The sequence below is a fragment of the Halosimplex halobium genome (genome assembly GCF_051414055.1).
In the GTDB taxonomy this organism is placed as follows: domain Archaea; phylum Halobacteriota; class Halobacteria; order Halobacteriales; family Haloarculaceae; genus Halosimplex; species Halosimplex halobium.
Window position 1 is genome coordinate 73196 of record NZ_JBLKNX010000019.1, and the last position, 14526, is coordinate 87721.

The 14526-nt window shown below is 70.1% G+C and carries 14 protein-coding genes; 7 read left to right on the forward strand and 7 right to left on the reverse strand.

Going from position 1 to position 14526, the window contains the following annotated elements; all coding sequences use genetic code 11:
• Positions 1–57: 57 nt before the first annotated feature.
• Positions 58–1425: a sodium-dependent transporter gene (locus tag ACMGFG_RS19180; RefSeq protein WP_436931919.1), complete on the forward strand. Its 1368-nt coding sequence runs from the start codon at positions 58–60 to the stop codon at positions 1423–1425.
• Positions 1426–1440: 15 nt separating this feature from the next.
• Here ACMGFG_RS19180 and ACMGFG_RS19185 read toward each other — a convergent pair whose 3' ends face one another.
• Together ACMGFG_RS19185 and ACMGFG_RS19190 are read right to left on the reverse strand one after the other, a co-directional pair.
• Positions 1441–2067, reverse strand: coding sequence for a uracil-DNA glycosylase family protein (locus ACMGFG_RS19185; protein WP_436931920.1), 627 nt, complete (start codon positions 2065–2067; stop codon positions 1441–1443).
• 99 nt (positions 2068–2166) lie between these two features.
• Entirely contained in the window at positions 2167–3507 is a 1341-nt protein-coding gene (locus ACMGFG_RS19190) for a DUF7537 family lipoprotein (RefSeq protein WP_436931921.1), read from the reverse strand.
• Positions 3508–3648: 141 nt separating this feature from the next.
• Here ACMGFG_RS19190 and ACMGFG_RS19195 point away from each other — a divergent pair, with 141 nt between their 5' ends.
• The 5 genes from ACMGFG_RS19195 (at position 3649) to ACMGFG_RS19215 (ending at position 7362) form a co-directional block, all read left to right on the forward strand.
• Positions 3649–5199 carry an acyl-CoA carboxylase subunit beta gene (locus ACMGFG_RS19195; RefSeq protein ID WP_436931922.1) on the forward strand — a complete coding sequence of 517 codons (1551 nt, stop codon included), beginning with the start codon at positions 3649–3651 and terminating at the stop codon, positions 5197–5199.
• Positions 5200–5331: 132 nt separating this feature from the next.
• Positions 5332–6627 carry a hypothetical protein gene (locus tag ACMGFG_RS19200; RefSeq protein ID WP_436931923.1) on the forward strand — a complete coding sequence of 432 codons (1296 nt, stop codon included), beginning with the start codon at positions 5332–5334 and terminating at the stop codon, positions 6625–6627.
• A 104-nt stretch (positions 6628–6731) separates the two neighbouring features.
• Positions 6732–7037 (forward strand): DUF433 domain-containing protein, encoded by a 306-nt coding sequence (locus ACMGFG_RS19205; RefSeq protein ID WP_436931924.1) that lies wholly within the window; start codon positions 6732–6734, stop codon positions 7035–7037.
• On the forward strand, positions 7034–7174 hold the full coding sequence (locus tag ACMGFG_RS19210) for a DUF5615 family PIN-like protein (protein ID WP_436931925.1): 141 nt from the start codon (positions 7034–7036) through the stop codon (positions 7172–7174). Before ACMGFG_RS19205 ends, ACMGFG_RS19210 begins: the two co-directional genes overlap by 4 nt.
• A gap of 62 nt (positions 7175–7236) precedes the next feature.
• On the forward strand, positions 7237–7362 hold the full coding sequence (locus ACMGFG_RS19215) for a hypothetical protein (RefSeq protein ID WP_436931926.1): 126 nt from the start codon (positions 7237–7239) through the stop codon (positions 7360–7362).
• Positions 7363–7369: 7 nt separating this feature from the next.
• Here ACMGFG_RS19215 and ACMGFG_RS19220 read toward each other — a convergent pair whose 3' ends face one another.
• The 5 genes from ACMGFG_RS19220 to ACMGFG_RS19240 all read right to left on the reverse strand — a co-directional run bounded on the left by ACMGFG_RS19220 (position 7370) and on the right by ACMGFG_RS19240 (position 12461).
• Positions 7370–8365 carry a YndJ family protein gene (locus tag ACMGFG_RS19220; protein ID WP_436931927.1) on the reverse strand — a complete coding sequence of 332 codons (996 nt, stop codon included), beginning with the start codon at positions 8363–8365 and terminating at the stop codon, positions 7370–7372.
• Positions 8362–9033: a DUF4166 domain-containing protein gene (locus tag ACMGFG_RS19225; protein WP_436931928.1), complete on the reverse strand. Its 672-nt coding sequence runs from the start codon at positions 9031–9033 to the stop codon at positions 8362–8364. The genes ACMGFG_RS19220 and ACMGFG_RS19225 overlap by 4 nt, the downstream gene beginning before the upstream one ends.
• A gap of 101 nt (positions 9034–9134) precedes the next feature.
• On the reverse strand, positions 9135–9293 hold the full coding sequence (locus ACMGFG_RS19230; protein ID WP_436931929.1) for a DUF1059 domain-containing protein: 159 nt from the start codon (positions 9291–9293) through the stop codon (positions 9135–9137).
• 111 nt (positions 9294–9404) lie between these two features.
• Positions 9405–10547, reverse strand: a complete 1143-nt coding sequence (gene pdhA, locus ACMGFG_RS19235) for a pyruvate dehydrogenase (acetyl-transferring) E1 component subunit alpha (protein WP_436931930.1) — start codon at positions 10545–10547, stop codon at positions 9405–9407.
• 60 nt (positions 10548–10607) lie between these two features.
• The gene (locus ACMGFG_RS19240) at positions 10608–12461 is read right to left on the reverse strand and encodes an L-aspartate oxidase (protein WP_436931931.1); all 1854 of its coding nucleotides are present in this window, start codon (positions 12459–12461) and stop codon (positions 10608–10610) included.
• Positions 12462–12653: 192 nt separating this feature from the next.
• Here ACMGFG_RS19240 and ACMGFG_RS19245 point away from each other — a divergent pair, with 192 nt between their 5' ends.
• Complete coding sequence (locus ACMGFG_RS19245; protein WP_436931932.1) at positions 12654–14501, forward strand: acetyl-CoA carboxylase biotin carboxylase subunit; 1848 nt, start codon at positions 12654–12656, stop codon at positions 14499–14501.
• Positions 14502–14526: the final 25 nt, after the last annotated feature.

Below are 14526 nucleotides of genomic sequence, written 5' to 3' on the forward strand. Positions count from 1 at the left end.
CGCGACTTAGCGTCTGTGGTCGTAGCCGTTTTCACGGCCAGCGGCCGAACCCGGCGTATGGTCGAACGAGAGACCTGGGCGACGAGAGTCGGCTTCCTCGTCGCCGCCATCGGGAGCGCAGTCGGCCTGGGGAACCTCTGGCAGTTCCCGTTCAAGACGGCCGCGAACGGCGGGGCGGCGTTCGTCGCGTTCTACCTGATCGCCGTGGTGTTGATCGGGTTCCCGGCGATGCTCGCGGAGTTCGTCGTCGGTCGACGCACGAACGTCAACGCCGTCGACGCCTTCGCCGAACTCGGGCACCGCCGGTGGCGGGTCGTCGGCGGGCTGGCCGTCGCGACCGGCTTCTGGATCCTCTCGTACTACAACGTCGTCGGCGGGTGGGTCCTCCGGTACATCCTCGGGAGCGCGACGGGGGCGTACTTCGACGCGCCCGGAGAGTACTTCGGCGCCGTCTCGGCCGGCCCCGAGGCGGTCCTCGCGCAGGCCCTGTTCCTCGGTATCGTCGTCGCCATCGTCGCGCTCGGCATCGAGAACGGCATCGAGAAGGCGACGAAGGTAATGGTCCCCTCCATCGTCGTGATAATGGTCGTGCTGGCCGGCTGGGCGGCGACGCTCGGCGGCGCCGGCGAGGGCTACGCCTACTTCCTCTCGCCGAGTCTCGACGCGATGATCGACAACGCGAGAACGGCGATCCCCTTCGCGGTCGGGCAGGCCTTCTTCACCCTCTCGCTGGGGATGGCGATCATGATCACCTACTCGTCGTACGTCGGCGAGGACGACAGCCTCCCCTTCGACGGGGGCGTCATCGTCGTCACGAACACGCTCGTCGGCATCCTCGCCGGGCTCGTCGTCTTCCCGATCCTCTTCGCCAACGACATCGACCTCGCGCTGACGGGCGGTGGAGGCGCGTCAGCGCTGTTCGTCGCCGTCGCGGCCGGGTTCGCCGAACTCCCGCTGGGGCGGTGGCTCGGCGCCGTGTTCTTCGCCGTCGTGCTCATCGCGGCGCTGTCGTCGGCGATCAGCCTGATGGAGGTCACCGTCTCGTGGGCCGTCGACAACTTCGACGTCTCGCGGCCGATGCTGGCGGTCACCGTCGGCCTCGGTCTGTTCGTCCTCGGGCTCCCCTCCGCGTGGGATACCGCCTGGCTGACGTGGTTCGACAACCTCGCCTACAGCCTCTTCCTGCCGGTGTCCGTGCTGGCGGTCGTGATCTTCGTCGGCTGGGTGATCGGCCGCGACGCGGTGGACGAACTCCGCCGCGGCACCGGCGGGCTCGGATCCCTCGGCCCGCTCTGGCTGTGGACGCTCCGGCTCGTCGTCGTCGTCGGCGTCGTCGCGACGCTCTATTTCGGTATCACCGAGCTGTTCTTCCAGAACGACCCAACAGGGGTCCCACCGCTGATCGCGGGTGCGCTCTCCCCGTAGAATCCAGGCGGCGACCTACCGCACCATGTACGGGTCGTCGTCCGGCAAAAATCGCCCCAGGTCGGCCCGGCGGACGTAGTCGCGCTGGCGAAGCTCCACGAGCGCGTCGACGAACGCCCGCTCGTCCTCCTCTGACCACTGCGCGGGGTCTCTCACCGGGACGACGAGCCAGCCGCTGCCCGGGATCTCCGTGGCGTGCTGGGCGTCCATGTCGACCTCCTCCGGCGGTCGGGCGGTCATGTTGGCGAAGACGTGCCGCGTCGCGCGCTCGCCGACCGGCAGAAGGACGTGGGCGGTGATCGCACGGACCTCCGAGTCGAAGATGTTCTCCACGTCCGCGTAGTCCTGCGCGCTCGGCACGCCCTCGGGGACGCAGGGGTAGAGATACGAGAAGTAGGTCTTCTCGACGACCGGAGGTGAGCCGGTCTCGTCGAGCAGGCCGCCCTCGGCGAGCGCGCGCTGGAGGCGCTCGCTGGCGGCGAACTCCGTGAACGGGTAGCCCGACTCCCCGCCCCCGTGGACGCCGGGGTGGTCGCCGATCACGTGGAAGTCGGCGTTGGCGTCGCCGAACCCCGGCACGAACCGCTCGCAGGGCGGCGTGAAACCGAAGGGGTTCGACTCGCGGGCCGTGACGTTCTTCACGTTCGGCCGCAGTGGCGGGCCGGTCAAAACTCCGCCGATTTCGGCGGCGGCGCCGAGCGGTGACCGTCGGGACCCGCGTCCGCTCGGGGACCGAGCGGTTCAGTCGGTACCGACTCGCGGAGCGGTCCGCGAGCCGTCGCCGTCGTCGCTCTCCCCGAGCAACTCGGCCACCGCCGACCGGTACTGGGACCACCGCACCGCGAGGAAGGTCTTGCCCTGGTGTCGGTCGAGCGCCGCCTCGCTCGTGAACGTCACCGAGACCGTGTCGCTGGCGGTGTCGACCGTCGAGTTCACCGGGACGAGCTCCCGCGTCGTCACGTTCCGCGTGACGAGCCGCAGCTTCGACTCGTTGGCGTCGTCGACGGCGGCGTCGTCGTAGTGGACCCGGATCGTGACCGACTCGACGGTGTCGAGCAGGAAGTAGTACTGTGCGATCTCGCCGGCGCGATAGCGATTGAGAAGGTCGTTCCGGAACAGCGGGTTCTCGCTGACCTCCGGGCCGAGGGCGGCGGTGTCGTCGAGTTCGCCCGCCGTCGCGGTCACGTCGAGTTCTACCCGGCCGTCCTCGCCGGTCGTCTCGTAGGTGCGAGTCACCACGTCGTCGGGGTCGGGCCGGGCGGCGACGGCCCGCGCCTCGCTCACCCAGTCGGGCCGCGGGACCGTCGTCGCGCCCACGTCGACGAACCGCCGGCGGCTGCTGTAGGTGACGGTCCGCCCCTCGGCGGCGAACGTGACGTTCACCCGCTGGTAGGAGACGTAGCCCTCGTCGTCGACGACGTAGGTCACCTCGAAGGCGGTGACGTTCTCCGGGTCGAGGTTGCTGTAGCCCTCGCCGGCGGCGGCGATCGAGTCGACCGTGTAGACGGTCCCGGAGACACCGTCGACCCTCCCCGTGCCGTTGCGTTCGAGCGCGTCGGCGTCCCCGGCGACGATGCCCGCGTACGTCTCGGTTCCGAGTTCCTCGCTGCGCTCGGGCCCGAGGAAGCTGTCCCCGCCCAGCCGAGTGAACGTCGCGCCGCTCGCGTTGCGGTACCGTTCCCGGCCGTCCCCGGCGAGGGGCTCGAACTTCGAGAGGACGCGGCCGCTCTCGAAGTCGATCTGTACGTCCCGGGACTGGGTCTGTGTGACGCTCTGGTCACCGTTGCTGACCGTCTGCTCGGTGGTCGTCCGCACCGTCACGTTCCCGGCGGCCCGGAGCCGTGCGATGTGCTGGTCGAGGAAACTCGGAGCGGTGGCCGTCGCCCTCGCGGTGGCGGTCCGCGCCGTCCCCGTCGCTCCGGTAGCGGTCGACGACGCCGCGCTCTCTGTGGGCGTCCACGCGGCCGTGTCCGTCACCTCCGGCGTCGCAGTCGTCCCGTCCATCACACCTGAACACCCCGCAGTCACCGCGAGCGCCCCCACCAGGGCGAGCACCGCGGTCCGCTGGACTGTCAGACCCATATCCTGTGTCGGAGACTGAACGAACAATCAACGTTCCGGTTCGGAAGACCGCACGACTGCGGTCCCGCGGGCAACGCTTTTTTATCGGACTCGCGATGTTCCCCCCATGAATCGCCCGACGCCGACCCGTGGTGATCCGGCGTGACCCGCGAGGAGGACATCGAGGACCTGCGCGAGCGCAAGGAGTCCGCCCGCAAGGGCGGCGGCGAGGAGCGCATCGAGGCCCAGCACGACCGCGGGAAGATGACCGCCCGCGAGCGGATCGACTACTTCCTCGACGACGACAGCTTCGTCGAGATCGACGCGCTCCGCGAGCACCGCTCGACGAAGTTCGACATGGAAGAGAAGGAGTTCCCGGGCGACGGCGTCGTCACCGGCTACGGCGAGGTCGACGGCCGCACCGTCTTCGTGTTCGCCCACGACTTCACCGTCCTCGGCGGCTCGCTGGGCGAGGCGTTCGCCCAGAAGGTCTGCAAGGTGATGGACAAGGCGATGGAGACCGGCGCGCCTATCGTCGGGCTCAACGACTCGGCCGGCGCCCGGATCCAGGAGGGCGTCGACGCGCTGGCGGGCTACGCCGACATCTTCCACCGCAACCAGCTCGCCTCCGGCGTCGTCCCGCAGATCTCGGCCATCATGGGCCCCTGCGCCGGCGGCGCGGTCTACTCCCCGGCCATCACGGACTTCATCTTCATGGTCGAGGAGACCAGCCACATGTTCATCACCGGGCCGGACGTGATCGAGACGGTCACCGGCGAGGAGGTGACCTTCGACGAACTCGGCGGCGCGGCCACCCACACCGGTGAGTCCGGGGTCGCCCACTTCGCGCCCGCCGCCGAGGAGGAGGCGCTGGACGACATCCGATACCTGCTCTCGTACCTGCCCGCGAACAACGCCGAGGACCCGCCGCGGGTCGAGCCGTGGGACGACCCCGAGCGCGCCGACGAGGAACTCCGGGAAGTGGTGCCCCAGGCCCCGCAGAAGCCCTACGACATGCACCGGGTCATCGACGGCGTCGTCGACGAGGATTCGTTCTTCGAGGTCGCCGAGCGCTACGCGCGGAACCTGCTGACCGGCTTCGCCCGCCTCGACGGCCACACGGTCGGCGTCGTCGCCAACCAGCCGCGGGTCAACGCCGGCACGCTGGACATCGACTCCTCGCTGAAGGGGTCGCGGTTCGTCCGCTTCTGCGACGCGTTCAACATTCCCCTCCTGACGTTCGTCGACGTGCCCGGGTTCATGCCCGGCAAGGACCAGGAGAAGGGCGGCATCATCAAACACGGCGCGAAGCTGCTGTACGCTTACTCGGAGGCCACGGTGCCGCTGATGACCGTCATCACGAGGAAGGCCTACGGCGGCGCCTACGACGTGATGTCCTCGAAGCACGTCGGCAGCGACGTGAACTACGCCTGGCCCACCGCCGAGATCGCCGTGATGGGGCCGGAGGGTGCCGTGAACATCCTCTACGACGACGAACTCGACGCCGCCGACCAGGTCGAACAGAAACGCCAGGAACTCATCGACGAGTACCGCGACGAGTTCGCCAACCCCTACACCGCCGCCGAACGGGGCTACGTCGACGACGTACTCGAACCTCCCGAGACGCGCTCGCGACTGATCAGCGACCTGGAGACGCTGCGGACCAAGCGCAAGGACCACCCCGACCGGAAGCACGGCAACATCCCGCTGTAGCGGTGTCGGGTCGGACCGATCGCGAAGGCGTGACCGCAAGGTTTAGATGTTTTCAGTTGACATTTCCGGCACTGCGCCCCGGTTCCGTGGTGGGACGCGGTCGCCGGTCGGGTGGGGCGCGGGAGCGCTCACATGGACCACGCGAGACACGCGCTGATCGTCGTCTGTCTGGGACTGCTCGCCGCGACCGCCGGCTGCGGCTTTCTGGCCGGAGGCGGGGCCGAATCGGCGACGCCGCCGACCGCGAGCGGAGCGAACGGTACGACGACCGCGGAGTCGACTGCGACGCCGACAGACGCCGAGCCGTCGGCCGCTACGACACCAGCCGCGAGCGACGGGCATGTCGTCACCGTCGCGGGGAATCGCACGATAAACGCCACGCTGGTCTTCGAGCGGGTCGAGCGACTCCACGGCGTCGACGCCGACCGGCCGACGGTCTCGGTCGTGGACGGGGGCGAGGGCGCGCCGACGCGCCGGGTGTACACCGCGCCGTTCTTCCGCGCGCTGGGACTGACCGGGAACGTCACGCTCGGGGGAGTCGCCAGCGGTGGCACCGACGTAGTCCTGAACGCGGACAACCCCTCTCCCGAGGCGGTACTCGTCCACGAGTTCGCCCACATCGTCCACCAGCAACAGCGCTGGCGACCGACCGGTCTCTCCAGCGTCACGTACGACGAGTGGGTCGCTGCAAGGAGCGTCGGGGAGGGAGCGGCGACGTACGTCGGCGACGTCTACGCGGCGCGATACGACGGGGACGTGATCTCCGGGACCCGCTACATACGCCTTGGCTACGAGGCCGGCAACGCCCCGTACCGACTGAACAGCGCGCCCTACCTCGCCGGCGCCGGGTACGTACACTCGCGCGCGGGTTCGCCGAGCGAACTCGGTTCGATCCTGCGGGATCCGCCCGAGACAACCGAAGGGATCCTCCACCCCGACCGGAACGTCTCGGTCGGGAACCTGACCGTCGCGACGGCCGACGGGAACTGGTCGGCCGTGCCCGGCCACTACTCCTCCGATTCGGACCGCCGGGGCGAACTGCTGGTCCGCGAACTCCTGCGGCTCGAACTCGACCGCCCGGTCGCCGACTCCGCCGCGAACGGCTGGGACAACGACCGGAGTCTCTCGCTGGTCGCTCCCGACGGGAACGGGACTGGCGTCGCGTGGACGCTCCGGTGGGAGAACGCTACGGAGGCCGACGAGTTCGCCGCCGCGTTCGACCGCTTCGCCGATCGCCGCGCCGCGAACTCGTCGCTGCGGTTCTCCTCCGACCGCGTCGCGCCCGAGACGGTCACGGTCTTCGCGGGCAACGAGACGTTCGTCGAGGGCGCCGCGGCGACGGGAACCAACGAGTCGGTCCGGGTCGTCGCGCCCGGAGCGAACGCGACGGTATCGGCGGAGGGCCCGCGGCGTCTCGCCGCGGGCTAAGGTCCGGGATCGCCGCCGTGAAGATCCGAAAGCCGCGAATTCGACGACTCGCTGGCCGAGTGGGCGGCCGTACATTCAAATACGAACATGCGCTACTTCGGGCTATGGCACAGGCGACCGGCCGGATCGTCTCCGGCGAGGAGTCGGCGATCCACGACGAGCCGCACATCGAGGGGCGTCGTATCACGGTGTTGCAGGTCGTCGAACGGGTCGAAGGTGCGGACCGCGATCCGAGGGAAGTCGCCGACGAGTACGACCTGGCGGTCGCCGACGTGTACCGCGCGCTGACGTACTACCACGACCACCCCGACGAGATGGACGCGGTGCGGGACCGACGCCGTGACCGCGAGGCGTCGGCGCGTGAAGGCGGTGCGGAGACGCTCGACGAGATCAGAGCCGACCGTGAATGAGCTACCGGGTGCTGTGCGACGAGAACGTCCCGGAGCGAACCGTCGGGCAGCTCGCCGAATTCGGGATCGACGCGGTCCACGTCTCGGACCGGCCGGGAGCGGGAAGCAGCGACGGACAGGTGGCTCGGTTCGCGTAGAGCGGAACCGACTGCTTCTGACCAACGACGACGATTTCCTCGACGAGTCGGCCTATCCGGACGTGACAGTTCTCTACTACCCCGACAACGCGACGGACAGTCACGCGCTCGCTGCGAGGGTCGACGAGCTGGAGTCGCTTGTCCCGGATCCGTCTGACCTCGGACGGGTCACGTTCCTGACGGAGTGAGTGGAAGCTACTCGTGGACTCGGCCGTCGACGAACCGCCACCCGAGGACGCCACACAGCGCGAACCCGTACGCGTTCAGCGACCCGTGCAGAGTCACCATCCGGTCGATACTCAGCCCGAGCGGGTTCGTCCCGGAGAACGCGGCGACCCCGTAGCCGAGCGCCAGCGCCATCGACGCCGGGAGCGCGAGCGCCGAGAGGCCCACGAGCGCGGCCGGGAACGCGTCCAGCGACGGAACCACGCGAACGAGGGCCAGCAGCCCGAACCCCACCACGGCGAGCGTGAACGCGCCGACGGCGACCACCTCCACGAGCGGCGAGAAGGAGATACCGACCGCGATGATCGCCGGACCGACGAGGATCACGCCGGCGACAGCGCGCGCCGCGCCCTCGAAGCCGCCGAGGTGTCGGCCCGTCACGCCCGCGAGGACCGGCAGCGCGAACCCGGCGAAGTGGAAGTGGACCGCCGTGAGCAGGATGATCGTCGGGTCGAACCAGAAAGTGATACCGAGGTGCGAGAGCACCAGCGCGACGGCGGCGACCGGGACGTACGCCAGGCCGGCGTCGACGAGCGCGGCGTGTAGCGGCCGGACAGTCCCTCGTTCGACCGCTCGCGAGACACCGGCGAGCGCGAGCAGGCTCGTCACGAACACCCACGGCGCGGCCAGCCCCGCGGCGACCGGTCCGGCGTCGACCACGAGCGAGAGGGCCATCAGCGCCGCACCGACGGGCAGCAGTGCGACCGCTGCGCCGAGCAGTCGACCCGGAAGACCAGTGAACTCTCCGCGGGCGGCCAGCCCGACGCCCAGCGGGACCACGACCAGCGGCGCCAGCGCGAGCGCGCGCTCGACCTGTGAGAGGCCGGCGGCGGCGGCGAGAACGACCCACAGACCGGCGCCGAAGGCGGCGCTCAGGTCCGCGAGCGTGACGCCGACGACGAGCCGGGCGAATGGGTCCGAGTCGGCACCGTCGGGGGTCTCTTCGACGGCTTCCGGACCGCTCATGGCGGCAGCGGGTCGACCCCGGTAACGGGTTTCAGGTCGTCGGGCACTCGCTCCATCTCCCGGCGCTCCTGGGTGAACGACCCGCGATAGCCGAGGATGTGTCCCACGAGCCCGCTCTCGACTGTCGCGGTCACGTGGAACTGCTCGTCGTCCTCGTCGTAGCGGTCGCGGACGGTCACGTCGACCGCCAGCGGGCCGGGCGTCGGGAGATAGCGGCCGCCGACGCGGGTCCACTGCTTCCCGCCCTCGACGACGAGAGCGCCGTCCTCGACGCGCGGGTGGAGCTCCGAGACGACGTGGCCGCCGGTTCCCAGGAAGTCGAACAGCCGCTCGCGGTCGGCGTCCCACACCGTCGTCGAGTCGAACTGTCGGGTCTTCCCGTCGAAGTCGAACTCCCGGCGGGTGGTCAGCGCCTCGTAGCCCGCCGGGTCGCGCCACCCGACCGTCGTCACCGAGAACGGCACGTCCTCGCCGGACTCGGGAAAGAGGAGGTTCCGCGCGGGCATGGCGTACAGGACCGGCAGCGCGACCGCGCCGCGCGTGATGTCCATCAGCCCGCGACCCACGGTCGCGAACGCGTCGTCGGGGCCGAGCGCGTACCGCTCGCGCACGTTCGGGTGCAGGTCGTCGGCCGCCTCGCCCAGCGCGTACTCGTAGACGCCCGTCACGCGACCACCGCCGACACTCTGTCCATGCGGGAACTGGCAGTCCGCGTCACTAAACGGTGTGGGCGCTCGCAGAACGGCGACCGGGAAACGGAGAGCCGGCGTCAGGACGCCTGCTGGACCATGTCCCGCGCCTCGTCGTCGCTCATGTCCATGTCGTGTTTCTCCCGGGCGTGCTCTTTGACGTGTTCGATGACCTCGTGTTCGTCGTCGGACTTGATCATGAACTCGTCGTCCTGGCTGCATTCGACCTGGTAGGCCATACGGGACTCGACGGGCGGAGCCGGTATTGCTATACGGCGGCTTCCGGGCGGTAGGTCGCCCCCGCGAGTCGGTAACCCGACGCATCCGCGAGTATCGACGGCCTGTCCCGGTCACTCGTCGCGCAGGAGCGCGTCGTCGCCGTGCCGTTCGCGCAGCTCGCGGAGGTACGCCTGGCTTTCCCGCACGCGTGCCGTCGGTTCCTCGTAGGCGTGTTCGAACCACGCCTCGACCTCGGGCTCGTAGGCCTCGGCGGCTTCGACCAGTTCGGCCACCCGCTCGCGGTTGCGCTCCTCGATGGCGTCGACCCGCTCGTCGTCGAGCAGGCCACGCTCGCGGAGGAAGGTCTCCAGCCGCGGGATCGGGTCCCGTTCGCGCCACCGCTGGACCTCCTCGTCGGTGCGGTACCGCGAGGGGTCGTCGGCGGTCGTGTGGGCGCCGAAGCGGTACATCTCCGCTTCGACCAGCGTCGGCCGCGACTGGTCTTCGCCGGGGTCGCGGGCCTTCTCGACGGCCCCTCTCGTCACCTGATACACCGCGAGCGGGTCCATCCCGTCGACCCGGACGCCGGCGAAGCCGTAGGCGTCGGCCTTCCCCGCGATGGTCGCGCTGGCGGTCTGGCGCTTCCGCGGGACCGAGATGGCGTACTGGTTGTTGTTGCAGAAGAAGACGGCGGGCGCGTCGAAGACGCCGGCGAAATTGAGCGCCTCGTGGAAGTCCCCCTCCGAGGTGGCGCCGTCGCCGAAGTGACAGCAGACGACGCAGTCGTCGCCCTGCAGGCGTGCGGCCCAGGCCATCCCTGTGGCGTGGGGGAGGTGGCTCGCGATGGAGATGTTCAGCGGGAAGACGTGCTTCGAGGCCAGCCACTCGTTGCCGACCTCGTGGCCCATCCAGTAGAGGAGGTACTCCGGTTCGAGCCCGCGGACGGCGACGGCGCCGTGCTCGCGGTACTGGTCGACGATCCAGTCGTCCTCGCGGAGCGCGTGGGTCGACGCGACCTGCGCGGCCTCCTGGCCGGCCAGCGGCGGGTAGGTGCCCATCCGTCCCTGCCGTTGCAGCGAGACGGCCCGCTCGTCGAGGTGGCGGGCGAGTTTCATCTCGCGGAACAGCCGGACGAGCCGCTCGTCGGACAGGTCGGGGACGGTCGCCGCCTCGCGGACGCGGCCGTCGGCGTCGAGCACCTGCGCCAGCCCGTCCTCGGTCCGCGCGACGCGTTCGCTGTCGCTCACCCGTGGAGCGACGGCCAGCAAGCGCATAATCGTTTTCCCGGTCGGGTGGCTTCGGCGGCGGGGCCGGCGGGACGCGGCGTCGGCCGGCTACTCGAGCTGGTGGTAGTCCAGCTCGTAGCCGGCGTCGAGTGCCTCCTGCACCGCCTCGCTCGGCGTGCCGACGGGGGCCGTGTCGACGCGCATCGCGCCGACGCTGTCGCGGCCGATCACGACCGAGCGGCGCCAGTCGGGGTCGGTTTCGGGGTAGTCGGTGCGGACGTGGGCGCCGCGGGATTCGGCGCGTTCGAGCGCGCCGCGCAGTATCGCCTCGGCGACGGTCAGCGCGAATCCCAGGTCGAGGGCGAACTCGAACGAGCGGTCGGTCCGGTCGCCGACCGCGAGATCCGCCGCGCGCTCGCGGATGTCGTCTAGCTCGTCCAGCGCGGCGGCCAGCCCCTCGCCCTCCCGGAGGATCCCGGCGTGGGTCCAGAGCGACTCGCGCACCTCGTCGAGCAGCGCCTCGGGGTCGTGGGTGCCGTCGCTGTCCGACAGCGCCGCCAGATCCGCGAAGTGCGCGCCGACGCGGGCGTGGAGGTCGGCCGCGCGGTCCTCGGCGGCGCCGGTGTCGCCTCCGCCACGGGAGTCGTCGCCTGCCGCGAGCCGCTCGGCGACGGCCTGCCCCGTCACCTCGCCGAACGCGATGGTCTCGGCGAGGGAGTTGCCCCCGAGCCGGTTGGCGCCGTGGACGCCCGCCATCGTCTCGCCGATGGCGTAGAGGTCGTCGACGGCCGTCTCGCCCACGTCGTCGACGACGACCCCGCCCATCCCGTAGTGGGCCGTCGGCGCGACTTCGACCGGTTGCTCGGCCATGTCGACGCTCAGGTCCGCGAACCGCTCGTACATCCGCGGCAGTCGCTCCTCGATGAAGTCGCGGTCGCGGTGAGAGATGTCGAGGTAGACGCCGCCGCTGTCGGTGCCACGCCCCTCCGCGATCTCCTTCGCGATGGCGCGGGCGACCACGTCGCGGGCGTCGAGTTCCATCTGGTCGGGCGAGTACCGCTCCATGAACCGTTCGCCCTCGGCGTTGTACAGCCGGCCCCCCTCCCCGCGGACGGCCTCGGTGACGAGGCGGCCGTCCCACTCGTCGCCGTAGCGTGCGCCGACCATCCCCGTCGGGTGGAACTGGACGAACTCCATGTCGAGGAGATCGGCGCCGGCGCGGTAGGCCAGCGCCGGCCCGTCGCCGGTGTTCTCGTCGTCCCGGGAGGAGTGGCGGCTGTAGAGACTCGTGTACCCGCCCGCGGCGAGCACGACGACCTCGGCGTCGACGGCGACGAACTCGCCGGAGTCGATATCGACGGCCGCCGCGCCGAGCACCCGGTCGCCGTCGGTGACCAGGTCGGAGACGAACAGGTCCTCGCGGTAGGGGATCGCCAGGTCCTGGGCGCGCTCGACGAGCGTGTCGAGCAGCGACTCACCGGTGTGGTCGCCGGCGAAGGCCGTCCGTCGGAACGACTGGGCGCCGAAGTAGCGCTGGTCGATCTCGCCGTCCTCGGTCCGGCTGAACGCCATCCCCCACTCGTCGAGTTCGCGCAGGAGCGCGGGCATGCGCTTCGTGACGGTCTCGACCTTTCCGGGGTCGTTGACGTGGTGGCCCTCGTTCAGCGTGTCGGCGGCGTGGACCGTCCAGTCGTCTTCCGGGTCGTGGGTCCCGAGCGCGCCGTTGATCCCGCCGCGGGCCCACGTCGTGTGGGCGTCGCCGTGGCCCCGCTTGCCGACGACCAGCAGGTCTTCGGGGTCGACGCCCTGCTCGACCAGTTCGATGGCCGTCCGCGCGCCGGCGGCACCGGCGCCGACCACCAGCACTCGCCGTTCGACCGTCTCGTAGTCGTCGCGGCCGACGCGCTCGCGGTCGGTCGATTCGGGCGACGCACCGGCGGCTGTCCAGTGGGAACTCTCCATACCGAAACTCGGGACCGTAGCGACTTAACACCAACAAACCGATTCGCCGAAAACGGACGGTTCGACCCATCGATGGGCGTAATTTCCCATCAACGATCGATGTGGAACGGCGTGTCCGAGCGGACGGCCCCGTCTACGGCCACACCGCGAACTCCAATCAATTTTAAAAGGTGACGCTCGGTACAGGGGAGTATGTTCGAGAAGGTCCTCGTCGCGAACCGCGGCGAGATCGCCGTCCGTGTGATGCGGGCCTGCGAGGAGCTCGGCGTCGGGACGGTCGCCGTCTACAGCGAGGCCGACAAACACGCCGGCTTCGTCCGCTACGCCGACGAGGCGTACAACGTCGGCCCCGCCCGCGCGGCCGACTCCTACAACGACGGGGAGGCCGTCATCGAGGCCGCCAAGAAGGCCGGCGCCGACGCCATCCACCCCGGCTACGGGTTCATGGCCGAGAACGCCGACTTCGCGGCCCGCGTCGAGGAGACCGACGGGATCACGTGGATCGGCCCCGCCAGCGAGGCGATGGAACGCCTCGGCGAGAAGACCCACGCCCGCAAGGTGATGCGCGACGCCGACGTGCCGATCGTCCCCGGCACCACCGAACCCGTCGAGGATCCCCAGGAGATCGTCGAGTTCGGCGAGGAGCACGGCTTCCCGGTCCTCATCAAGGCCGAGGGCGGGGGCGGCGGCATGGGCCAGGAGGTCGTCGAGAGCGCCGAGGAGGCCGAGGAAGCCCTGGAGACCGCCCAGCGCGAGGGCGAGGCGTACTTCTCGAACGCCTCGGTCTACATCGAGCGCTTCCTCGACAACGCCCGCCACGTCGAGGTGCAGATCATCGCCGACAAACACGGCAACGTCCGCCACGTCGGCGAGCGGGACTGCTCGCTCCAGCGCCGCCAGCAGAAGGTCATCGAGGAGGGGCCCAGCCCGGCGCTGACCGACGAACTCCGCGAACAGATCCGCGAGGCGGCCCGCCGGGGCGCCGACGCCGGCGACTACTACAACGCCGGCACGTTCGAGTTCCTCGTCGAAGACGAACAGCGCAACGACGAGGGCCTGCTCGACGCAGACACGGACTTTTTCTTCCTCGAAGTGAACACGCGCATCCAGGTCGAGCACACCGTCACGGAGGAACTGACGGACATCGACCTGGTGAAGTGGCAGATCCGCGTCGCCGCCGGCGAGGAGATCACCTTCGCGCAGGACGACGTGGAGCTGGAGGGCCACGCGATGGAGTTCCGGATCAACGCCGAGAACGCCGCCAACGACTTCGCGCCGGCGACGGGCGGCGAACTCGAGGTGTACGACCCGCCGGGCGGCATCGGGGTCCGCGTCGACGACGCCCACCGGCAGGGCGACGACCTCGTGACGGACTACGACTCGATGATCGCGAAGCTCATCACCCACGGCGAGGACCGCGAGGAGTGCATCGCCCGCGGCAAGCGCGCGCTCGCCGACTACGAGGTCCAGGGCTTCCCGACGATCATCCCCTTCCACCGCATGATGCTCACCGACAAGCCGTTCCTGGAGGGACGGCACACCACGAAGTACCTCGACGAGGACCTGGACCACGACCGCATCGAGGCGGCCCAGGAGCGGTGGGGCACCGAATCGACGGGGGGCGACGACGAAGACGAGGAAGTCGTCGAGCGGGAGTTCACCGTCGAGGTCAACGGCAAGCGCTTCGAGGTGGAACTGGAAGAGCGCGGCGCGCCCGCCATCCCGACCGGCGGCGACGGCGCGGACGGCGGCCAGCAGGCCCAGCGTCCACAGCCGGGCGGAGGCGGCGGGTCGGGCGACGGCGACTCCGGCGGCGTCTCCGCCGAGGGCCAGGAGATCACCGCCGAGATGCAGGGCACCATCCTCGAAGTGAACGTCTCGGAGGGCGACGAGGTCGCCGCGGGCGACGTGCTCTGCGTGCTGGAGGCGATGAAGATGGAGAACGACATCGTCGCCGAGAGCGCCGGGACCGTGACCGCCGTCGCCGTCAGCGAGGGCGAGTCCGTCGACATGGGCGACACGATGTTCGTGCTGGACTGACCGGTAGGGCCGACGCCCGGAGTAG